Source organism: Limnohabitans sp. DM1 (genome assembly GCF_001269385.1).
In the GTDB taxonomy this organism is placed as follows: domain Bacteria; phylum Pseudomonadota; class Gammaproteobacteria; order Burkholderiales; family Burkholderiaceae_C; genus Limnohabitans_A.
Genome location: NZ_CXOO01000058.1, coordinates 1 through 20,390 on the forward strand (window position 1 = coordinate 1; position 20,390 = coordinate 20,390).

Annotated in this window: 25 protein-coding genes; 14 read left to right on the forward strand and 11 right to left on the reverse strand. The window is 60.0% G+C overall.

What is annotated here, in order from left to right; all coding sequences use genetic code 11:
* From AMM33_RS19245 to AMM33_RS19265, 5 genes are all read right to left on the reverse strand, one after another.
* Positions 1–461, reverse strand: a 461-nt coding sequence (locus AMM33_RS19245; protein ID WP_194945586.1) for a transposase family protein, incomplete at its 3' end; no start/stop codon positions are given.
* A gap of 62 nt (positions 462–523) precedes the next feature.
* Positions 524–829: a plasmid pRiA4b ORF-3 family protein gene (locus tag AMM33_RS19250; RefSeq protein WP_090142873.1), complete on the reverse strand. Its 306-nt coding sequence runs from the start codon at positions 827–829 to the stop codon at positions 524–526.
* Between the two features lie 20 nt (positions 830–849).
* A complete protein-coding gene (locus tag AMM33_RS19255; protein ID WP_090142874.1) occupies positions 850–1,287 on the reverse strand; it encodes a type II toxin-antitoxin system VapC family toxin in 438 nt (145 codons plus the stop codon).
* The gene (locus AMM33_RS19260) at positions 1,284–1,520 is read right to left on the reverse strand and encodes an AbrB/MazE/SpoVT family DNA-binding domain-containing protein (protein WP_090142875.1); all 237 of its coding nucleotides are present in this window, start codon (positions 1,518–1,520) and stop codon (positions 1,284–1,286) included. The genes AMM33_RS19255 and AMM33_RS19260 overlap by 4 nt, the downstream gene beginning before the upstream one ends.
* A gap of 76 nt (positions 1,521–1,596) precedes the next feature.
* A complete protein-coding gene (locus tag AMM33_RS19265; RefSeq protein WP_090142876.1) occupies positions 1,597–3,579 on the reverse strand; it encodes a DNA topoisomerase IV subunit B in 1,983 nt (660 codons plus the stop codon).
* A 122-nt stretch (positions 3,580–3,701) separates the two neighbouring features.
* Between AMM33_RS19265 and AMM33_RS19270 the strand changes: the two genes are divergently transcribed.
* The 5 genes from AMM33_RS19270 to bamC all read left to right on the forward strand — a co-directional run bounded on the left by AMM33_RS19270 (position 3,702) and on the right by bamC (position 7,781).
* Positions 3,702–4,913 (forward strand): MFS transporter, encoded by a 1,212-nt coding sequence (locus tag AMM33_RS19270; RefSeq protein WP_090142877.1) that lies wholly within the window; start codon positions 3,702–3,704, stop codon positions 4,911–4,913.
* 15 nt (positions 4,914–4,928) lie between these two features.
* Positions 4,929–5,084 (forward strand): hypothetical protein, encoded by a 156-nt coding sequence (locus AMM33_RS22165; RefSeq protein ID WP_194945591.1) that lies wholly within the window; start codon positions 4,929–4,931, stop codon positions 5,082–5,084.
* A 9-nt stretch (positions 5,085–5,093) separates the two neighbouring features.
* Positions 5,094–5,639, forward strand: coding sequence for a class I SAM-dependent methyltransferase (locus tag AMM33_RS19275; RefSeq protein WP_090142878.1), 546 nt, complete (start codon positions 5,094–5,096; stop codon positions 5,637–5,639).
* Between the two features lie 107 nt (positions 5,640–5,746).
* Positions 5,747–6,643, forward strand: a complete 897-nt coding sequence (dapA, locus tag AMM33_RS19280) for a 4-hydroxy-tetrahydrodipicolinate synthase (RefSeq protein WP_090142879.1) — start codon at positions 5,747–5,749, stop codon at positions 6,641–6,643.
* A 13-nt stretch (positions 6,644–6,656) separates the two neighbouring features.
* The gene (gene bamC / locus AMM33_RS19285) at positions 6,657–7,781 is read left to right on the forward strand and encodes an outer membrane protein assembly factor BamC (RefSeq protein ID WP_090142880.1); all 1,125 of its coding nucleotides are present in this window, start codon (positions 6,657–6,659) and stop codon (positions 7,779–7,781) included.
* 106 nt (positions 7,782–7,887) lie between these two features.
* Here the strand turns inward: bamC and AMM33_RS19290 are convergent, their stop codons facing one another.
* Both AMM33_RS19290 and AMM33_RS19295 read right to left on the reverse strand, forming a co-directional pair.
* Positions 7,888–8,076 (reverse strand): hypothetical protein, encoded by a 189-nt coding sequence (locus AMM33_RS19290; RefSeq protein ID WP_090142881.1) that lies wholly within the window; start codon positions 8,074–8,076, stop codon positions 7,888–7,890.
* A 188-nt stretch (positions 8,077–8,264) separates the two neighbouring features.
* Positions 8,265–9,386 carry a cupin domain-containing protein gene (locus tag AMM33_RS19295; RefSeq protein ID WP_090142919.1) on the reverse strand — a complete coding sequence of 374 codons (1,122 nt, stop codon included), beginning with the start codon at positions 9,384–9,386 and terminating at the stop codon, positions 8,265–8,267.
* 86 nt (positions 9,387–9,472) lie between these two features.
* Here AMM33_RS19295 and AMM33_RS19300 point away from each other — a divergent pair, with 86 nt between their 5' ends.
* Positions 9,473–10,006: an FKBP-type peptidyl-prolyl cis-trans isomerase gene (locus AMM33_RS19300; protein ID WP_090142882.1), complete on the forward strand. Its 534-nt coding sequence runs from the start codon at positions 9,473–9,475 to the stop codon at positions 10,004–10,006.
* Between the two features lie 154 nt (positions 10,007–10,160).
* Here the strand turns inward: AMM33_RS19300 and dut are convergent, their stop codons facing one another.
* Together dut and coaBC are read right to left on the reverse strand one after the other, a co-directional pair.
* Positions 10,161–10,610: a dUTP diphosphatase gene (dut, locus tag AMM33_RS19305; RefSeq protein WP_090142883.1), complete on the reverse strand. Its 450-nt coding sequence runs from the start codon at positions 10,608–10,610 to the stop codon at positions 10,161–10,163.
* 195 nt (positions 10,611–10,805) lie between these two features.
* The gene (coaBC, locus tag AMM33_RS19310) at positions 10,806–12,020 is read right to left on the reverse strand and encodes a bifunctional phosphopantothenoylcysteine decarboxylase/phosphopantothenate--cysteine ligase CoaBC (RefSeq protein ID WP_090142884.1); all 1,215 of its coding nucleotides are present in this window, start codon (positions 12,018–12,020) and stop codon (positions 10,806–10,808) included.
* A gap of 131 nt (positions 12,021–12,151) precedes the next feature.
* Between coaBC and AMM33_RS19315 the strand changes: the two genes are divergently transcribed.
* Genes AMM33_RS19315 through AMM33_RS19345 form a run of 7 tightly spaced genes read left to right on the forward strand, consistent with a single transcriptional unit; the run spans position 12,152 to position 17,816 of the window.
* Entirely contained in the window at positions 12,152–13,798 is a 1,647-nt protein-coding gene (locus AMM33_RS19315) for a CTP synthase (protein ID WP_090142885.1), read from the forward strand.
* A gap of 20 nt (positions 13,799–13,818) precedes the next feature.
* The gene (kdsA, locus tag AMM33_RS19320; protein ID WP_090142886.1) at positions 13,819–14,673 is read left to right on the forward strand and encodes a 3-deoxy-8-phosphooctulonate synthase; all 855 of its coding nucleotides are present in this window, start codon (positions 13,819–13,821) and stop codon (positions 14,671–14,673) included.
* Positions 14,670–14,966, forward strand: a complete 297-nt coding sequence (locus tag AMM33_RS19325; RefSeq protein ID WP_090142887.1) for a DUF1330 domain-containing protein — start codon at positions 14,670–14,672, stop codon at positions 14,964–14,966. Before kdsA ends, AMM33_RS19325 begins: the two co-directional genes overlap by 4 nt.
* Positions 14,967–15,016: 50 nt before the next feature.
* Complete coding sequence (gene eno / locus AMM33_RS19330; RefSeq protein ID WP_090142888.1) at positions 15,017–16,303, forward strand: phosphopyruvate hydratase; 1,287 nt, start codon at positions 15,017–15,019, stop codon at positions 16,301–16,303.
* Positions 16,304–16,309: 6 nt separating this feature from the next.
* Positions 16,310–16,585 (forward strand): cell division protein FtsB, encoded by a 276-nt coding sequence (ftsB, locus tag AMM33_RS19335; protein ID WP_090142889.1) that lies wholly within the window; start codon positions 16,310–16,312, stop codon positions 16,583–16,585.
* Complete coding sequence (pnuC, locus tag AMM33_RS19340; RefSeq protein WP_228768257.1) at positions 16,582–17,154, forward strand: nicotinamide riboside transporter PnuC; 573 nt, start codon at positions 16,582–16,584, stop codon at positions 17,152–17,154. The genes ftsB and pnuC overlap by 4 nt, the downstream gene beginning before the upstream one ends.
* Complete coding sequence (locus AMM33_RS19345) at positions 17,151–17,816, forward strand: AAA family ATPase (protein WP_090142890.1); 666 nt, start codon at positions 17,151–17,153, stop codon at positions 17,814–17,816. Before pnuC ends, AMM33_RS19345 begins: the two co-directional genes overlap by 4 nt.
* 130 nt (positions 17,817–17,946) lie before the next feature.
* On the opposite strand, the gene AMM33_RS19350 is transcribed toward AMM33_RS19345, so the two are convergent.
* Together AMM33_RS19350 and AMM33_RS19355 are read right to left on the reverse strand one after the other, a co-directional pair.
* Positions 17,947–18,933: an Hsp33 family molecular chaperone HslO gene (locus AMM33_RS19350; RefSeq protein ID WP_090142891.1), complete on the reverse strand. Its 987-nt coding sequence runs from the start codon at positions 18,931–18,933 to the stop codon at positions 17,947–17,949.
* A gap of 66 nt (positions 18,934–18,999) precedes the next feature.
* Positions 19,000–19,524, reverse strand: a complete 525-nt coding sequence (locus AMM33_RS19355; RefSeq protein ID WP_089961063.1) for a gamma carbonic anhydrase family protein — start codon at positions 19,522–19,524, stop codon at positions 19,000–19,002.
* Positions 19,525–19,610: 86 nt separating this feature from the next.
* Between AMM33_RS19355 and AMM33_RS19360 the strand changes: the two genes are divergently transcribed.
* Positions 19,611–20,387 carry a ferritin-like domain-containing protein gene (locus tag AMM33_RS19360; RefSeq protein WP_090142921.1) on the forward strand — a complete coding sequence of 259 codons (777 nt, stop codon included), beginning with the start codon at positions 19,611–19,613 and terminating at the stop codon, positions 20,385–20,387.
* The last annotated feature ends 3 nt before the right edge of the window (positions 20,388–20,390 follow it).

Sequence of the window (20,390 nt, forward strand, 5' to 3'; positions counted from 1 at the left end):
GCCGTGACATCCGAGTGATCTGCCAAGCCACAGGCCATCTCAACATACTTTTCGCACACGGCCAGAACCTTGTGCGGCGACTCCCCGACAAGACGCGAGACGGCGGCAAATGGCATCTGGCCAGACAGCATCAGAATGAAGGCTTCAAACAGCAAGGTGAAGCCATTAAGTCGCCCGGCAAAATCAGGCTCGACCAACCGCACCGAACCGTTGGGAAGTTTCACGCGAGGCGTGCGAACTTGCAGATGGCACTCGTGTTGAAAGAAGTTCAGGTGCCGATACGTCTTGGCCACCGTGTCGTGCACACCATGCAGCCCATCGTGACCCGAGACTGCAAAGCGACTGCCGACTTTGAAGTCAATCAATATCGTCAAGGTCTTGGCACCTTCGTCGAACTCAACCGAGGCAACGCACCACGGGTCAGTGATGCCCAGGGCAGATTCAAACAGCTTGGCAGTCATCAATTCACGCTCAAAAGTTGATCAATATGGCAGAAGCTTACCCACTCAAATTTCAAGAGAACCTAAAGCAATTTGTCTTTGGGTGCGGCCATCACGTCTTGAAGTTTGAAACGTGATTCGTTGTTGGACGGTTCGCCCCAGCTGTCGGCATAGGGCTTTTCAAAGCGGCGGTTGGCCTGAACCCTGTAATAGCGTTCGCTTTTGATAGGCACAGCAAAACCATGCATGTGCACGTCTTCCCAGCCCATGGCGGCCTGGATCAGTTTATGAAACTTGGGCAATGGCGTGGCCGGATCGACCAGCACATCGCGGTAAATAGCGGGTTTGAAATCGCGCAATTCAATGCGCAGTTGGTAAGCCAAAGTCATGGGTGAGTGAAGCTCAGGGTTTATGGAACGAGCACCTTGGGCACCCAACCTTTTGCAGTGGCCCGCTTGGCAAAGCCTTTGGCATCAAAGGTGACCAGCGCATCGCAATGGCGGCTGCTGGCGTGGTGCAAGGCATCGGCAAAGTCGAAACCTTGGCTCAAGGCATCGCAGGCACTTTGCAAGGCTTGACGGTCTTGCATTTGCACCTGGGGCATGCTGAGCAAGTGGTTGAACACCTTGACCACCGTGCGTGCCTCCAGTTTATAGAACCCACGCAAAACCCACTCCAACTCCAAGGCCACAGTGGTGGCCACAAAGAGGGGCTTGCCACTCTCGAGCAAGGCACGGGCATGCTCACATTGGAGCGCCGTGGCAGCATCGGTTTGCTCGGCCTGCACGTAATAACGCGCCAACACATTGGTGTCCAACGCCGTCAGCTGCGAGGTGCGTTGCTTCATGGCTTGAGCGCTTGAGCCGCATCCCAATCGGCCGCCACGTGCGGCCCCTTGACTTTGACCATGCCAAAACCGGGTTGGGGCGACTTTTTGGCAGGGACTGCGGGGCGCAAGGTGATAAAACTGGCGTCGGCGCTGAGGTCAAACGTCACCGCTTGCCCCGGCATCAAGCCCAGTTGCTGGCGCAGGGCTTGCGGAATGGTGACTTGGCCTTTGCTGGTCAGTGTGGAAAGCATGGTTGACCTCCGGGTTGATCTGGGTGCGGGTGAAAGCACCATTGAATTGTATTACCAAGTAAGAATTGGCACCGATTTACACGTCGATCTCAATCGAGTCGCCATGCAGCTCCATCAGCTCGCGGCGGGCGGCGGCTTCGCCTTTGCCCATGAGCTGGGTCATGAGGTTTTCGGTGCCCGCGTTGTCCAGCGGCCCCAGCTCAATGGGCAGCAAACGGCGCGTATCGGGGTTGAGCGTGGTGTCCCACAACTGTTCAGCGCTCATCTCGCCCAGGCCCTTGAAGCGGCTGATGCTCCAGCCGCCTTCTTTCACGCCGTCTTTGCGCAGCTTGTCGATGATGGCGGTGAGCTCGCCCTCGTCCAGCGCGTAGGCTTTGGAGGCAGGCTTTTTACCGCGTGCAGGCGCATCGACGCGGAACAAGGGCGGCCTGGCCACATACAAATGTCCCGCTTCGATCAGCTTGGGGAAATGGCGGAAGAACAAAGTCAGCAAGAGCACCTGGATGTGCGAGCCGTCCACGTCCGCGTCACTCAAGATACAGACCTTGCCGTAGCGCAGGTTGCTCATGTCGGGGTTGTCATTGGGCCCGTGCGGGTCCACGCCAATGGCCACCGAGATGTCGTGGATTTCGTTGTTGGCGAACAAGCGGTCGCGGTCGACTTCCCAGGTGTTGAGCACCTTGCCGCGCAGAGGCAAGATGGCCTGGCTCTCTTTGTTGCGGCCCATCTTGGCGCTGCCACCCGCCGAGTCGCCCTCCACCAAAAAAACCTCGTTGTGCAGGATGTCCTTGCTCTCGCAGTCGGTCAGCTTGCCGGGCAGCACAGCCACGCCAGAGCTCTTGCGCTTTTCGACCTTCTGGCCGGCTTTCTGGCGGGTTTGCGCGGCCTTGATCGCCAACTCGGCCAGTTTTTTGCCGTAGTCCACATGCTCGTTGAGCCACAACTCCAAGGCCGGGCGCACAAAACTGGACACCAGCCGCACCGCGTCGCGCGAGTTCAGCCGCTCCTTGATCTGGCCCTGAAACTGCGGGTCCAGCACCTTGGCGCTCAGCACGTAGCTGGCGCGGGCAAACACGTCTTCGGGCATCAGCTTGACGCCCTTGGGCAGCAAACCATGCAGCTCGATGAAACTTTTGACGGCGGTGAACAGGCCATCGCGTAAACCGCTGTCGTGCGTGCCGCCCGCGCTGGTGGGGATCAAATTCACATAGCTCTCGCGCACCGGCGCACCGTCTTCGGTGAAAGCCACAGCCCAGCTGGCGCCCTCGCCTTCGGCAAAGCTCTCGCTGTTGCCGTCGGCAAAGCCTTCGCCTTCAAACAGCGGGATCACCGGGTCGCCGTTCAGGGTTTGCGTGAGGTAGTCGCGCAAACCGGCTTTGTATTGCCACTGTTGGGTTTCCTTGGTTTTTTCATTCACCAAGGTCACCGTCACGCCCGGCATGAGCACGGCTTTGCTGCGCAGCAGGTGCGTCAGCTCGTTCATGGGCAGGGCGCTGGATTCGAAGTATTTGGCGTCAGGCCAGGCACGCACGGTGGTGCCCTGTTTGCGGTCGCCTTCGCCTGTGGCGCGCTTGACCAGCGGCTCGGTCACGTCGCCGCCCGAAAACACCAGTGTCGCCACTTGGCCTTCGCGGTAGCTGGTGGCTTCCAGGCGCTTGGACAGTGCGTTGGTCACCGACACGCCCACGCCGTGTAAACCGCCCGAGAAGCTATACGCCCCGCCCTTGCCCTTGTCGAACTTGCCGCCCGCATGCAAACGGGTGAACACCAGCTCGATCACCGGGGCGTTTTCTTCAGGGTGCAGGCCAAAGGGGATGCCCCGGCCATCGTCTTCGATGCTGACCGAGCCATCCAAGTGCAGGATGACTTTGATCTTTTTGCCGTAACCCGCCAGCGCCTCGTCGGCGGCGTTGTCCAGCACTTCCTGGATGATGTGCAGGGGGTTGTCGGTGCGGGTGTACATGCCCGGGCGTTGCTTGACGGGCTCGAGGCCCTTCAAGACGCGGATCGAGCCTTCGGAGTACTCATTAGAGGTTTTGACAGTTGAGTGGGTGGCCATGGTGGCGGATTGTAGTGGGATTTCAGGCGAGGCACTGGATGCAAAAACAGTATTCAGACTCCGCATGACATGCAGGCATCTGAGCGACCTCGGTGCTGCATGACATTGGTTACAGTCAGAGGATGCAACACAAACCCCTTTCCCTGACCCAGGTGCTGATTTGCGGCGCGGCCATCGTCACCCTCTCCATGGGCATTCGCCACGGCTTTGGCCTGTGGCTGCAGCCCATCACCCAAGCCCAAGGCTGGGGCCGCCAAGAGTTCGGCTTTGCCATGGCCATTCAGAACCTGTCCTGGGGCTTCATGGGTATTTTTGCGGGCATGGTGGCCGACAAATTCGGTGCGTTTCGCGTGATTGCCTTGGGCGCCGTGGTCTACGGCGTAGGCCTGCTGGGCATGGCCTGGGCCACCGATCCGTGGGTGTTTGCCCTGTTCACCGGGGTGATCATTGGCACGGCCCAAGCCGGCACAACCTACGCGGTCATTTACGGCGTGATTGGCCGCAACGTGCCCGCCGAACGCCGCTCTTGGGCCATGGGTGTGGCGGCTGCAGCCGGCAGTTTTGGCCAGTTTTTGATGGTGCCGGTGGAGGGCTTGCTGATCAGCCAAATGGGCTGGCAAACCGCCTTGGTGATTTTGGCGGCAGCAGCGATGCTGATCATCCCGCTGGCCTGGGGACTGCGCGAACCTGCACTGAACGCGCCCGGCCAAGTCAAGCGAGACCAAACCATCGGTCAAGCTTTGAAGGAAGCTTTCAAATACCCCAGTTTTCAGTTGCTGATGGCGGGTTATTTCGTGTGCGGTTTCCAAGTGGTGTTCATTGGCGTGCACATGCCCAGCTACCTGAAGGACCACGGCTTGGCCCCGCAGGTGGCCAGTTACGCGCTGGCCTTGATCGGCTTGTTCAACGTGTTTGGGACCTACATTGCAGGTACGCTCGGCCAGAAGTTTGCCAAAAAGAACATCCTGGCCTTCATTTATACAAGCCGTTCGGTGGCGATTGTGTTGTTCTTGTGGGCACCCCTGACGCCCGCCAGCGTGTACCTGTTTTCGGCCGTCATGGGCTTGCTGTGGCTGTCCACCGTGCCGCCCACCAACGCGGCGGTGGCCCAAATTTTTGGTATCTCGCACCTGTCCATGCTCAGCGGTTTCATCTTTTTCAGCCACCAAATTGGCTCTTTCTTGGGCGTGTGGCTGGGCGGCTACCTGTATGACAAAACGGGCAGCTACGACATCGTGTGGTACCTGGCCATTGCCTTGGGCGTGATGGCTGCACTGGTGAATTTACCGGTGCGTGAAAGCCCGATTGCCCGCAGTCAAGCCCAGGCGGCCTGACGTGTTTTGCACGCCATGACCTCGCAACGACACCGCCCCATGCACCCACGCTGGTGGACCCGCGCCCTGGCCTGGGGCCTGGTAGCGGGGGTGTCGGCCATTGTGTTTTTTCTTTATCAACGCCCGGAAATGCTGATTCAGTTGTCGGACCAGCTGTGGGGCTGTTTTTGAGTTTCTTTCATGCACGGAACTGAACAAGCTTCCCACTGGGTCCAGCGCTGGGCACATCTGATACCCCCAGGCGGGCGCGTTCTGGACGTGGCCTGCGGCGCAGGCCGTCACATGCGCTGGTTGGCAGAACGGGGTCACCACATCACAGGCGTGGACCGCAACCCCGAAGCTTTGGCGCGGGTGGGACCTTGCGGCGACACCGTTTTGGCTGACATTGAAACCGGCCCCTGGCCTTTTGCGGGAAAAACCTTCGATGCAGTCATCGTGACGAATTACCTGTGGCGCCCCTTGTGGCCCGACATCATTGGCAGTGTGGCCGTAGGGGGCGTGCTGATTTACGAAACTTTTGCCGCAGGCAACGAGACGGTGGGTAAACCCTCGCGGCCCGACTTTTTGCTGCAAGCGGGCGAACTGCTGCGTGTGTCGGTTGGTTTGCACACAGTGGCCTATGAAGATGGTTTTGAAACCTCGCCCGATCGATTTGTGCAACGCATCGCGGCCGTTCGCCAGCACACCGACAACGGTCTCAAACGCTTTGATTTGCGTCCTGACTGATTTCGGCAGGACCCAAGTTGTCACTTCCTGTGACAAGCTCACGCGCAGCCCCCGAAAAAACGGGCTGCAATCGTTAGAATGTCTTTTTTCATTCAGAAGCACCTGACATGACCTCCGAATTTCGCCCCATCCGTGGCAGTATTCCTGCCCTGATCACCCCCATGCTGGAAGACGGCAAAGTGGATTACCCCACCTTGCGAAAACTCATCGACTGGCATGTGGCCGAAGGCACCGACTGCATTGGTGTGGTCGGCACCACGGGCGAGTCGCCCACCGTCACCGTGGATGAGCATTGCGAAATCATTCGCGTCTCGGTTGAGCAAGCTGCAGGCCGCGTGCCAATCATGGCCGGTTGTGGCGCCAACTCCACGGCAGAAGCCATCGAGCTGGCCAAATTCGCCAAAAAGGTCGGGGCCGACTGCCAGCTGCAGGTGGTGCCCTACTACAACAAACCCACACAAGAAGGCCAGTACCGGCACTTTCGCGCCATTGCAGAAGCCACGCCCGACTTGCCCGTGATCTTGTACAACGTGCCCGGTCGTTCGGTCGCCGATTTGCAGCACGACACCGTGCTGCGCCTGGCCCAGGTGCCTGGCATCGTCGGCATCAAGGAAGCCACCGGCAACATCGAACGCGCCCAATGGCTGATCCGCGATCTGCCCAAAGAGTTTGCGGTGTATTCGGGCGATGACCCGACCGCTGTGGCCCTGATGCTGTGCGGCGGCGCGGGTAACGTGAGCGTCACAGCCAACGTGGCCCCTCGCCTGATGCACGAGTTGTGCATGGCCGCCATCCGTGGCGACATCCAAGAAGCCATGCGCATCCAGTTCCAGTTGATGCCCATGCACAAGAACCTGTTTGTCGAAGCCAATCCGATCCCCGTGAAATGGGCCATGAACCGCATGGGCCTGTGCGGCCCCACTTTGCGTTTGCCCATGACCGAGTTGTCAGAATCCCAACGCCCCGTTGTCGAAGCCGCACTCAAGGCCAGCGGCCTGATTTGATTTCCACCCAAGGATGCCTGTGAAATTTTCCAACCATCGCACTGCCCCGCAATTGCTCGCGCCACGCACCCTATCGGTGTTGGGTCTGGCTGTTTTGCTCAGTGCCTGTTCTGTACTTGAAGAAGACAAGATCAATTACAAAAGCGCCACCAAGGCGCCAACGCTGGAGATACCGCCCGATCTGACTCAACTGCGCAAAGAATCGCGCTACGCACTGGAAAGCACCTCCGCCACGGCCTCTGGATTCCAAAGCGCAGCGGGCAAGGTTTCCGATGCTGGCACAGCGACCAACAGTTTGGGCGATGTGCGCATGGAACGCCAGGGCAACCAGCGCTGGCTGGTGGTATCGCGTTCAGCCGACAAGTTGTGGGATCCCTTGCGCGAGTTCTGGACAAGCAATGGTTTCAGTTTGGTGACCGATTCGCCCGATGTGGGCATCATGGAAACCGAGTGGGCAGAAAACCGCGCCAAGTTGCCCCAGGACTTCATTCGTAAAACTTTGGGCAAAGTGCTCGATTCTTTGTATTCCACCGGCGAGCGGGACAAATTTCGCACCCGAATCGAACGCAATGCACAAGGCGGGGTAGAAATCTACATCACCCATCGCGGCATGGTCGAAGACTACACGGACGCCCAAAAAACCAAAACCATCTGGAAGCCCCGCGCCACAGATCCCGAGCTGGAAATTGAATTCTTGCGCCGCCTGATGGTCAAGCTGGGGGCTTCCCCAGAAAAAGCCAAAGCAGAAACCCTGACGGCCAGCGCCCCCAAGGGCACCGAGATCACAACAGTTGACGGCCAACCGACCATTGCGCTGACTGACAGCATGGATCGCGCATGGCGCCGCACAGGCGTAGCCTTGGACCGAAGCGGCTTCACGGTTGAAGACCGTGACCGTGCCAAAGGGATTTATTTTGTGCGTTATGTGGCGCCAGGCACAGCCGACAAGGAACCCGGCTTTTTTGCCCGTTTGTTCAGCAGCCCCAAGGAAGTCTCGACCTTGTCCCGCTACCGAATTGCGCTGTCGGACAAAGGCAATGGCAGCAGCCAGATTCGCGTCCTGAATGCCGAAGGACAGGCTGAAAGCACCGCCAATGCCAGCACCATCTTGAAGCTCATAGCCAATGAGTTGCAGTAAGGTAAAGCCCAGAGGCCCTCACGGGCCTGTGCTTGGACAATAAAAAACCCCGCAATGCGGGGTTTTTTATTGTCTGCCCGACTGAGGTCGGGGCAGCTTTGGCCAATTACTTGGCGGCAGAAGCGTCAGCAGCAGGCGCAGCAGCGGCAGATGCTTCAGCAGCAGGTGCCGAAGCTTCAGCAGCAGGAGCGGCCACGGGGGCAGCAGGAGCAGGAGCAGCGGCTTCTTCTTTCTTACCGCAAGCAGCCAAAGCAGCAGCAGCGATCACAGCAGCCAAAACGAGAGATTTGTTCATGATGATTTTCCTTAAGGGGGTTAAACAATTTCCGGAAATTGTCAGACAGGTTTTTGATTATTTGTCTGGACTGCGGCAAAAGCACTCGAGCTCTCTTGCGCACAGCCGCATATTATAGCGTTTTCCCTAAACAAAAATCAGGAAACTGACACGAATCCTTCAATAAGAGGTTTTGCTAGGGTAGTTGCTTAGAGGGTTTTCATCCACCCTGCAGACATCCAATCACGCAAGGCGTTTTGTGCGTCCTGGCTCAATGCTCCCACCGCCTTGGCGGTTAACCGGCGCTCATTGGCCAATTGACGCAAATGCCGTGCATCGCGTCCGCCCACCCTGAAGCTCTCGCCATTGATGAACAAATGACGCTCGTCATACATCATTTTGGTGCGCCGATCCAGTTGCACACCCGCTGATACATCAGGTTCATCGTCTACGGGGTCAAACCACACCTGAGCCTTGGGCTCGGTCAGGTATTCGCCCAGCAAGCTGTCGATCAAATGGGGGTTATTCAAAGCCTTGGCGATGGCCTGCCGTGCAAAATCAACCAATGGAGGCGGCATGGCTGCAGGGGCAATGGCAGCAGGCTGCTTCGGGTCACGGTACAGCGCATCGCCCACACCATCAAAGGCCTCATCGGCCAAGCCGAGCAGCAACTCGCGGGCCAACTCGCCTTCTTGCGGCGATCGAAAGCCAATCGACCAGGTCATGCATTCGCCTTGCGCGATGCCGTCGTGCGCATATTTGGGCGGCAGATACAGCATATCGCCGGGGTTGAGCACAAACTCTTCTTCAGCTTCAAAATTTTGCAAAATCTTGAGCGGCACGCCCGACTGCAGGCTCAGGTCTTGGTTGCGACCAATGCGCCAGCGACGCTGCCCGTGGGCCTGAAGCAAAAACACGTCGTAACTGTCAAAGTGCGGACCGACACCACCGCCATCGGTGGCGTAGCTGATCATCACATCGTCCAGCCGCGCATCGGGTACAAATCGAAACTGCTGCATCAGCGCGTGCACGCCATCGTGGTGCAAGTCCACGCCCTGCACCAGAAATGTCCATTTCTTCTGACTGAAAGGCGGCAAGCTGCGTTTCGGGAAAGGGCCGTGCTTGATCCTCCAGCCTTTGTCCGAGTCGATGATCAGGCGCGACTCAACCCCCTCCTCACCCGCCAAAGCCACCAACTCCGATCTGCCCAAACAAGGCACAAAACCCGGGATGGCATTGCGCACCAACAAAGGCTTTTTCTGCCAATGGCGCTTCATGAATTGCTTGGGTGTCAGGCCGCCCAGCAGGGCCAGAGGTTGTTCTGTGTTCATGTGTTGGTTCCTTTGAGGCCAACAATGCGCGGCCTCTTCAAAGCACAAGCGGCCAAAACCGGCCGCCAAACTGCGACAATTGTCCTATGGAAATCAAGACACCTTCTGTGGTCGCACTGACCTGGACACTCAAAGACACGCTGGGCGAAATTCTGGACACCCTGGACGAGCCCGTTGAATTTTTCATTGGCGGCAAGGATTTGCTGCCCAAGATCGAAGAAGCCCTGCAAGGCCACGAAAAAGGCGCCAAGCTCGACCTGCATCTCGAGCCCGAAGATGCCTTTGGCGACTTTGATGAAAACCTGCTGTTTCTGGAACCCCTTGCGCTGTTTCCTGAAGGCTTGGAAGAAGGACTGACCATTGAAGGCACCGCCTTGCCCGAGGGCTGCCACCCCGATGCGCCGCGCAATGTGCTTTACACCGTGACTGAAATCTATCCCGAGCATGTGGTGCTGGACGGCAACCACCCGCTGTCGGGCATTGCCCTGCGCTTGAGCCTGAAGGTGGAGTCGGTGCGCGAGCCCACCGAGGCCGAAGTGGGCAGCGGCAGCTGCGGCACCGGGTTCTTCAAAATCGAAGTCGGTGATGAAGGCCTGCCCACTGGGCCTACTTTGCATTGATCCATCTGGGCAATTCCGACAGAGGCATATCGGCGGTTTCCGCTACGACATGCACCGGTCCATCAAAAGTCGTCGTCGGACTCTTCGAGTACCGACCTACAAAAGATCATCCCGTAGGTCGGCACTCGAAGAGTCCGACATCTTCACCCCGACCTTATTGTTTGCCGGTAGAGCCGTAACCGCCCTCACCGCGCTCGCTGGGCACGTCAAATTCGGTGACCAGGTTGAACGTGGCCTGCACCACCGGCACGATGACCATTTGCGCGATGCGCTCCATCGGCTCGATGGTGAAGGCCACGTCGCTGCGGTTCCAGGCGCTGACCATCAACTGTCCTTGGTAGTCGCTGTCAATCAAGCCCACCAAATTGCCCAGCACGATGCCATGTTTGTGGCCCAAACCAGATCGCGGCAACAGCATGGCGGCATATCCGGGATCTTTCAGGTGGACCGCAATGCCCGTGGGCACCAATTGCCAGGCGTTGGGCAGCAGGGTCAAAGGCTCGTTCAGGCAGGCGCGTAAATCCAGGCCTGCGCTGCCAGATGTGGCATAGGCAGGCAGCTGATCGGCCATGCGGGCGTCGATGATTTTGAGGTCGATGTTCATGTGAGGTTGTGCGTTGAGCGTTGAGCGTTGAGCGTTGTGCCTTGTGCGTTGTGCGTTGAGCGTTGTGCGTTGTGCGTTGTGCGTTGTGCGTTGTCTTCAGGCTTTTCTCTTCTCGCTGAACGCTGAACGCTGAACGCTGAACGCTGAACGCAGGACGCTGAACGCAGGACGCAGGACGCTGAACCCAAACATGGCTTATCGGGTCAAGCGTACTGCGATATCGTCGATCAGCTGCACCGCCAAGGCCTGCTTGCTGGCATGGGGCAACTCGCGTGCACCCGATGCATCCACCAAGAGCAAGGCATTGTCGTCCTGGCCAAAAGTGGCTGGGCCAATATTGCCGACCAACAGCGGCACGCCCTTGCGAAGGCGCTTGGCCGTGGCGTGCGCCAGCAGGTCGTGGCTTTCTGCCGCAAAGCCCACACAGAACAAGTCGCCCGACGCGCCACGCGGGGACTGCGCGATGGTGGCCAGGATGTCCGGGTTTTCGACAAAACTCAGCTCGGGCGTTTGGCCTGAGCCGTCTTTCTTGATTTTTTGATCGGCCGAATGGGCAGGCCGCCAATCGGCCACGGCGGCGGTGGCGATGAACACGTCGGCCGCATCCGCATGCAGCACCGCAGCATTGAGCATCTGACGGGCCGAACGCACATCGAAGCGCTGCACGCCTCGCGGCGTGGGCAAATGCACGGGCCCCGCGACCAGCGTGACGCTCGCCCCCGCCATCCGGGCCGCGCGCGCAATGGCAAAACCCATCTTGCCGCTCGACAAGTTGGTGATGCCGCGCACCGGGTCGATGGCCTCGTAAGTGGGCCCAGCCGTGACCAGCACTTGCTTGCCGGACATCACCTTGGGTGTGAAAAACGCCTCCAGGTCTTCCAGAATCTCTTCGGCTTCGAGCATGCGCCCGTCGCCCGTCTCGCCGCAAGCCTGATCGCCCTGCCCCACATCCAGCACATGGATGCCATCGGCTTTGAGCTGGGCCACATTGCGCTGCGTGGCCGGGTTGGACCACATTTCTCGGTTCATGGCAGGGGCCACGATCAAAGGCACTTGGTCGATGGGCCGCGCCAGGCACATGAGGCTGAGCAGTTCGTCCGCGCCGCCGTGCAGCAGTTTGGCCATGAAGTCGGCACTGGCCGGCGCCACCACAATCGCATCGGCCTCGCGGCTCAGGTTGATGTGTGCCATGTTGTTGGCCTCGCGCGGGTCCCACTGCGAGGTGTAAACCGGCCGACCCGAGAGGGCCTGCATGGTCACCGCCGTCATGAATTTCTCGGCCGCCTCGGTCATGACGACCTGCACCGTCACGCCCGCCTTGACCAAGGCGCGGCAGAGTTCTGCCGACTTGAAGGCCGCAATGCCGCCTGACAAGCCCAGAACGATGTGTTTTCCAGCCAATGTGCTCATGGCTGGGGAATGTAGCAGACCGCCACGTCAAGTAAACCCACAAGAAACGGCTGCAGACCGGCCCCCCCCCAACCCGACTGTCTATAATCGCGATTTCCACCTTCCGGGAGCCCCTGGTTCCCGTCTTGGACATGACCAAATTCGTCTTCGTCACCGGCGGTGTGGTGTCTTCCCTGGGCAAGGGAATCGCCTCCGCATCGCTCGCCGCCATCCTTGAATCGCGCGGCTTGTCTGTCACCCTCATCAAGCTCGATCCCTACCTCAACGTCGACCCCGGCACCATGTCGCCCATCCAGCACGGCGAAGTGTTCGTGACCGACGACGGCGCAGAAACCGACCTGGACCTGGGCCACTATGAGCGCTTCATCAACACCCGGATGAAGAAGGCCAACAACTTCACCACCGGCCAGATCTACAAAAGCGTGCTCGAAAAAGAGCGCCGTGGCGACTACCTGGGCAAGACCGTGCAAGTCATCCCCCACGTCACCAATGAAATCCAGGAATTCGTCAAGCGCGGCGCGGGCTATGGCACGCCAGAAGCGGTCGATGTGGCCATCGTCGAAATCGGCGGCACCGTGGGTGACATCGAGTCCCTGCCGTTTCTGGAAGCCGTGCGCCAGCTGAGCCTGCGCCTGGGGCCCAACAATGCGGCCTTTGTGCACCTGACTTACCTGCCCTGGATTGCCACAGCCGGTGAGCTCAAGACCAAGCCTACCCAGCACACGGTGCAAAAACTGCGCGAAATCGGCATCCAGCCCGACGCGCTGCTGTGCCGCGCTGACCGCTACATCCCCGATGATGAGCGGGACAAAATTTCACTGTTCACCAACGTGCAAGGCTGGGGTGTGATTTCCATGCCCGACGTGGACACCATCTACAAAGTGCCCCGCGTGTTGCACGAGCAGGGCCTGGACGGCCTGATCTGCGACAAACTGCGCCTGAACACCCCACCCGCCAACCTCAAACGCTGGGACGATCTGGTGTACGAGACGGCCAACCCCAAGGGTGAAGTGACGATTGCCATGGTCGGCAAATACGTCGAGCTGTCGGACAGCTACAAATCGGTCAACGAAGCACTGCGCCATGCGGGCATGCGCAACCATGTGCGCGTCAAAATTGAGCACATCGACTCAGAAACCATCACCCCCGAGACCGTGGCCAGCTTGGCCAACTTTGACGGCGTGCTGGTGCCCGGCGGCTTTGGCAAGCGCGGTGTCGAAGGCAAGATCGAGACCGCGCAATACGCCCGCACCCACAAAGTGCCTTATCTGGGCATTTGCTTGGGGATGCAGGTCGCGACCATCGAATACGCCCGCCATGTGGCCGGCATGAAGAACGCCAACAGCACCGAGTTCGAACCCGAAACGCCCTTCCCGGTGATCGCACTGATCAACGAGTGGAAAGATGCCGACGGCTCGATCCAAAAGCGCGACGAGAACTCAGATCTCGGCGGCACGATGCGTCTGGGCGCACAAAGCTCCGACGTTTCCAAAGGGACTTTGGCCCACAAAATCTACGGCGACGTGGTCACCGAGCGCCACCGCCACCGCTATGAGGCCAACGTCAATTACCTGGACGACCTGCGCAAAGCTGGCCTGGTGATCTCGGCCCTGACCCAGCGCGAGCAACTGACCGAAATCGTCGAGTTGCCACAAAGCGTGCACCCTTGGTATGTGGGCGTACAGTTCCACCCCGAGTTCAAGTCCACGCCTTGGGATGGTCACCCCTTGTTCAACGCCTTCGTCAAGGCGGCGGTTGAGCACCAAGCCGCTGCCTGAAACCCCCATTGAGGTCCACCATGAAACTGTGCGGATTTGATGTTGGCCTGAACCAACCCTTCTTTTTGATCGCGGGCACCTGCTCCATCGAAGGCCTTGAGATGTCCCTCGAAGTGGCCGGTCGCCTCAAAGAGGCCTGCACCGCCTTGGGCATCCCCCTCATCTACAAAGGCTCGTTCGACAAGGCCAACCGGTCCTCGGGCAGCACCCAACGTGGCGTGGGCATCGATGCAGGCCTGAAAATCCTGGACGAAGTGCGCCGCCAGATCGGCGTGCCCATCCTGACCGACGTGCACGACGAGTCGCAGGTCAAGACCGTGGCCAGCGTGGTGGACGTGCTGCAGACCCCCGCGTTCTTGTGCCGCCAGACCGATTTCATCCGCGCCGTGGCCCAGTCGGGCAAGCCGGTGAACATCAAGAAGGGCCAGTTTTTGGCGCCTTGGGACATGAAAAACGTCATCGACAAAGCCCGCAGCGCTGCCCGCGAAGTCGGCCTGCCCGAAGACAACTTCCTGGCCTGCGAGCGCGGCGTGAGCTTTGGCTACAACAACCTCGTGGCCGACATGACGAGCCTGGCCGAAATGCGCAAGACCGGCGCACCCGTGGTGTTTGACGTGACCCACTCGGTGCAAAAGCCTGGCGGCCAGGGCACCAGCAGCGGCGGTGCGCGCGAGATGGTGCCGGTGCTCGCCCGCGCGGGCGTGGCCGCTGGCGTGGCAGGTCTTTTCATGGAAACCCACCCCAAGCCTCAAGAGGCCTGGTCTGACGGCCCCAACGCCGTGCCTCTGGGCAAGATGAAAGCCCTGCTGGAGACGCTGGTACAACTCGATTCCGTCACCAAAAAGAACCCCTTTTTAGAGGATGATTTCTCATGAGCGGCTATATCATCGCCCACGTCCAGGTCACCAACCCCACCCAGTACGAAGAGTACAAAAAGTGGTCCACCGCCGCCATGAAAACCGCAGGTGCCGAAGTCTGCGTGCGCGGCGGCCAGGTGCAAGTGCTCGAAGGTGACTGGGCCCCTGAGCGCATCGTTGTCCTGAAGTTCCCCTCGTTCGAGGCCGCCAAGGCCTTTTACGAACTGCCCGAATACCTCCAAGCCCGCGAAGCCCGCGAAGCCCGCGAAGGCGCTGCCATCATGCGCATGGTGGCCGTCGAAGGCGTCTGACACGCCGGCTTTGAAGACCCGTTTTGTTTTTAAATTGAGAGAGTTCAAAAATGAGTGCAATCGTTGATATCGTCGGCCGTGAAATCCTCGACAGCCGTGGCAACCCCACCGTCGAATGCGACGTGTTGCTGGAGTCGGGCGTCATGGGCCGCGCCGCTGTGCCGTCCGGCGCATCGACCGGCAGCCGCGAAGCCATCGAGCTGCGTGACGGCGACAAGAGCCGATACCTGGGCAAAGGCGTGCTCAAAGCCGTCGAGCACATCAACACCGAAATCAGTGAGGCTGTGCTGGGTCTCGACGCCTCCGAGCAAGCCTTTTTGGACCGCACCCTGATCGACCTGGACGGCACGGACAACAAAAGCCGCCTGGGTGCCAACGCCATGCTGGCCGTGTCCATGGCCGTGGCCCGCGCTGCGGCCGAAGAGTCTGGCCTCCCCCTGTACCGCTACTTTGGCGGCATGAACGGCAACCAGCTGCCCGTGCCCATGATGAACGTCATCAACGGCGGCGCCCACGCCAACAACAACCTGGACTTGCAAGAGTTCATGATCATCCCCGTGGGTGCGCCGTCGTTCCGCGAAGCCGTGCGCTGGGGCGCTGAGGTGTTCCATGCCCTGAAGAAAATCATCCACGACAAGGGCATGAGCGTTGCCGTCGGCGACGAAGGCGGCTTTGCCCCCAACATCGACAGCCATGAAGCAGCCATTCAGATGGTGCTCGACGCGATTGCCGCTGCGGGTTACACCGCTGGCGAGCAAATCGCCATTGGGCTGGACTGCGCGGCCAGCGAGTTCTACAAGGACGGCAAGTACGTGCTCGAGGGTGAAGGCGGCATCAGCCTGACATCCGAGCAGTGGACCGACATGCTGGCCACTTGGGTAGCGAAGTACCCCATCATCAGCATCGAAGACGGCATGGCCGAAAGCGACTGGGACGGCTGGAAAGTGCTCACCGACCGCTTGGCCAAAAACGTGCAGATCGTCGGTGACGACCTGTTCGTGACCAACACCAAGATCTTCAAAGAAGGCATCGACAAAGGCATCGCCAACTCGATCCTCATCAAGATCAACCAGATCGGCACCCTGACCGAAACCTTCGAAGCCATCGAAATGGCCAAGCGCGCAGGTTACACCGCCGTGATCAGCCACCGTTCGGGCGAGACCGAAGACAGCACCATTGCCGACATCGCCGTGGGCCTGAACGCGGGTCAGATCAAGACAGGTTCGATGAGCCGTTCTGACCGTATGGCCAAGTACAACCAGCTGCTGCGCATCGAAGAAGACTTGGGCGACGTGGCCGTGTACCCCGGCCGCAGCGCGTTCTACAACCTGCGGTAAAACCCGATGGGCAACCGCCTCGTTCCGATCGTGCTGGTCACCTTGCTGGTGATCATCCAGGCCCAACTGTGGTTCGGACGGGGCAGCTTGCCCAACGCGGCAGACCTGGAACGTCAGGTCAAGCAACAAAAAGCCGCGAATGAAGAAACCCGCCGCGCCAATGAGCAGCTGAGCGCCGAGGTCAACGACCTCAAGGAAGGCCTCAACATGGTGGAAGAGCGGGCCCGGCACGAGCTGGGCATGGTCAAGCCCAACGAAATCTTCGTGCAAATCGCCAAATGATGTCCCTGACCGAGATCACCGGCTTCGTGCTGGGCTTGGTGATGGTGGTGTGCAGCATCCTCGAACTGCACTGGAGCTGGCCACTGGCTATCGCCAGCTCTCTGCTCTACTTTTTTGTGTTCAAGGACAGCCTGCTGTATGGCGAAGCCGGCCTGCAAATCGTGTTCGCGGCTCTGGCGCTCTGGGGCTGGTGGCAATGGCTGCGCAAGGGCGATGATGCTCAACCGGCCCTTGTGATCCAGCGGCTGCCAACCCGGGGCTGGTGGTTGGTGCTGATCGTCAGCGCCTTGTTGTGGCCCACGCTGGCCCTGCTGCTGCAACACTTCACCGACAGCGATGTGGCCTGGTGGGACGCCTTGCCCACAGCCCTGAGCCTGGTGGGCCAAGCCCTGCTGGGGCGCAAATACATCGAAAACTGGCTGGTCTGGTTGGTGGTCAACGTCATCAGTGTGGCGCTGTTTGCCCACAAAGGACTGTGGCTGACTTGCGTGTTGTATGCGCTGTTCACGCTCATGAGTGTGTGGGGTTGGCGCGTTTGGCAAGCCCGGCTCAAGGCAGCGCATCCATGAATGCCCGGCGCATTGCCATTGTCGGTGCCGAAAGCACCGGCAAATCCTGGCTGACGCAAGCGTTGACCTCGGTGATGCGCATGCGTGGACAAACGGTGCACTCCGTGGATGAAGTCCTGCGCAGCTGGTGCGACCGTGAAGGCCGCACACCCCAGCCCCATGAGCAAGCGGGCATTGCGCACACGCAAGCCCAAGCCGTTGAACAGGCGCCGCCGGGCTGGGTCATTTCAGACACCACGCCCCTGATGACCGCCGTCTACAGCCACATGTTGTTTGCAGACGAGAGCCTCTACCCCATGGCTTTGGCGCATCAAGCCCTGTACGACCACACCCTGATCACTGGCTTGGATTTGCCCTGGGTGGCCGATGGCCTGCAGCGCGATGGCCCGCATGTGCGCGGCCCGGTGGACACACTGGTGCGCCAGGCGCTGGAGCGGGCAGGCATCAGCTACCGTGTGATTTACGGACAAGGCCATCAACGACTGAACAATGCTTTACTCGCTTTGGGACTGCCAGGTGAAGACGATGCTGCCCGCCTGAACCGTGAAAACGCGCAATTTGCCATCAACCAGGGCCGCACAGTGTGGCAGTGCAATGAATGCAGCGACCCCGAGTGCGAACACAAGCTGTTCACAGGTCTGCTGGCGCAGCGTTCAACTTGACCCCGCAAATCGGCACACGCAGGGGTCCGACGTTTACAGCCTCAGGTACAGGCCCCATGTCGGAGTCTTCGACCGCCGTCCTAGGAAATGGCAACGCCCCGTAGCTCGGTACTCGCAGAGTCCGACGTTTTCAGTGCAAGGAGCCGCCTGACACATCGGCAGGCAAGCCCGTGAAAAGGCCCGCCGCATCCACTGGATCAAACCGGTATTGCGCACCGCAAAAGTCGCAACCCACTTCCACCTGCCCCTGCTCGGCGATGATGCCTTCGACCTCTTCGGTGCCGAGGCTGCGGATCATGTTGCCCACGCGCTCGCGGTTGCAACGGCAGGCAAAGCGCGGGCCGGTCTCACCGATGAAGGGTTCGAAACGTGCGAGGGGCTCTTCCCAATACAAACGGTGCAAGATGGTTTCTGCATCCAAGCCCAGCAGCTCTTCACGCTTGAGGCTTTTGGTCAGGATCGAAATGCGGCTGAAGTCTTCGCTTTGGCCCAGCACCGACTCGCGCATGAGTGAGTCGGTCTTGCCGGCCAGGTTGCCTTCGCCTTCGATGGGCAGGCGCTGGATCAGCAAGCCCGCCGCCACCTTGTCGTCAGCCGCCAGCACCAGCACGGTGTCCAGTTGCTCAGACTGCAGCATGTAGTGCTCCAGCACCTCGCTGATGTTTTCGAGCTTTTCACCCCGATCGCCAAACAGCGGCACCACGCCTTGGTAGGGCTGCTGGCCGGGTAAGCGGTCTTGCGGGTCCAGGGTGATGGCACAACGCCCTTCGTTGTTCACATTCACCATCTGGCTCAGGGTGGCGTTGTCGGCCACCTCGCCCACCTGGGTGCAGGTGGCGCGCAGGCTCAAATCCGGTTGCACCTCGACCACGCCCAGCTTGACTGGGCCGTCGCCAAAAATCTGCAGCACCAAAGCGCCGTTGAACTTGATGTTGCCCTGCATCAGCACGCCGGCCGCGGCCATCTCGCCCAGCAACTGGCGCACGGGCGCGGGGTAAGCGCCGGTTTCGGAGTTGGCGGCGCGGCGCGCCAGGATGTCTTGCCAGGCATCGGTCAGGCGCACGAGCATGCCGCGTACCGGCAGGCCTTCGAAAATGAATTTATGGAGTTCGGACAAAGTGCAATCAACAGCCCCGTGGGGCCGATCCTCAAAAGTTAAAAAGCGTTTGCGACAACCAACCCATCAGCTGATTTTTTTCAGGCCCGCCTTGAAGCGGCGGGCGTTTTCCACGTAATGTTTGGCGCTTTGGCGCAGACCTTCGATCTGCTCGGGGCTGAGTTCGCGCACCACCTTGGCAGGCGTGCCCATGATCATGGAGCCATCGGGGAATTCCTTGCCCTCGGTCACCAGCGAGCCGGCACCCACCAGGCAGTTCTTGCCGATCTTCGCACCGTTGAGCACCACCGCACCAATGCCGATCAGCGACTCGTCGCCAATCGTGCAGCCGTGCAGCATGACCATGTGGCCCACCGTGACATGCTTGCCGACCTTGATCGGCTTGCCGTGGTCGGCGTGCATCACGCTGCCGTCCTGGATGTTGCTGCCCTCGCCGATCTCAATCGTCTCGGTGTCCCCGCGCACCGTCACACCAAACCAGACACTGGCGTCCGCCGCGATCTTGACCGCGCCCATGACCTGTGCGTTGTCGGCCACCCATGCGGTCTCGGCAAGTTCAGGGGTTTGATCATCCAGTTGGTAAATGGCCATGGCGGTCTCCTGTCGGTTGGGTTTTCTTGAAAACCTACAATTGTAGGGATGCCCAAACCCTGCTGTGGGCGCTGCCAACGATCACCATGCACACCCTGCGCTCCGCCGCCCTGATCCCTTGGGCGCAAACCGACCCGAACCTGAAGGCCCAGGCCACTTTGGCGCTGGACCTGAGCCTGCCCGTGGGCACGCTCGACAGCCTGAGCGCGCCCTCTGTTGGCCCCGGCCGCGCTGCCCGCCCGCTGCTGGTGCCACACACCCAGCTCAAAGCCAAATCCATGGCCACGCCCGAGGGCCGGGCCATGTTGGTGCATTCGATCGCGCACATCGAGCTCAACGCCATCGACCTGGCGCTCGACGTGGTCTGGCGCTTTGCGGGCATGCCCGAGGCGTTTTATACCGACTGGGTGCGCATTGCCCAGGAAGAGGCCAAGCACTTCAGGCTGCTGCGCCAGCATTTGGTGAGCTTAGGTGTTGACTACGGCGACTTTCCGGCCCACAACACCTTGTGGGACATGGCCGAACGCACAAAGGACGACATCCTGGCCCGTATCGGCATCGTGCCACGCACCATGGAAGCGCGGGGCCTGGACGCCTCGCCGGGCGTGAAAAACAAACTGGTCAGTGTGGGTGACCACCGAGCGGGCGAGATTTTGGACATCATTCTGGAAGAAGAAATTGGCCATGTGGCCGCTGGCAACCGCTGGTACCGCTATCTTTGCGAACAGCGCGGCCTGGACCCGGTGCGCACCTATGCCGAGCTCATCGCGCAATACGACGCCCCCAAACTGCGCCCGCCCTTCAACATGGCGGCGCGGCGGCTGGCGGGGTTTGAAGAGGCCGAATTGGCAGCCTTGAGCTGAACC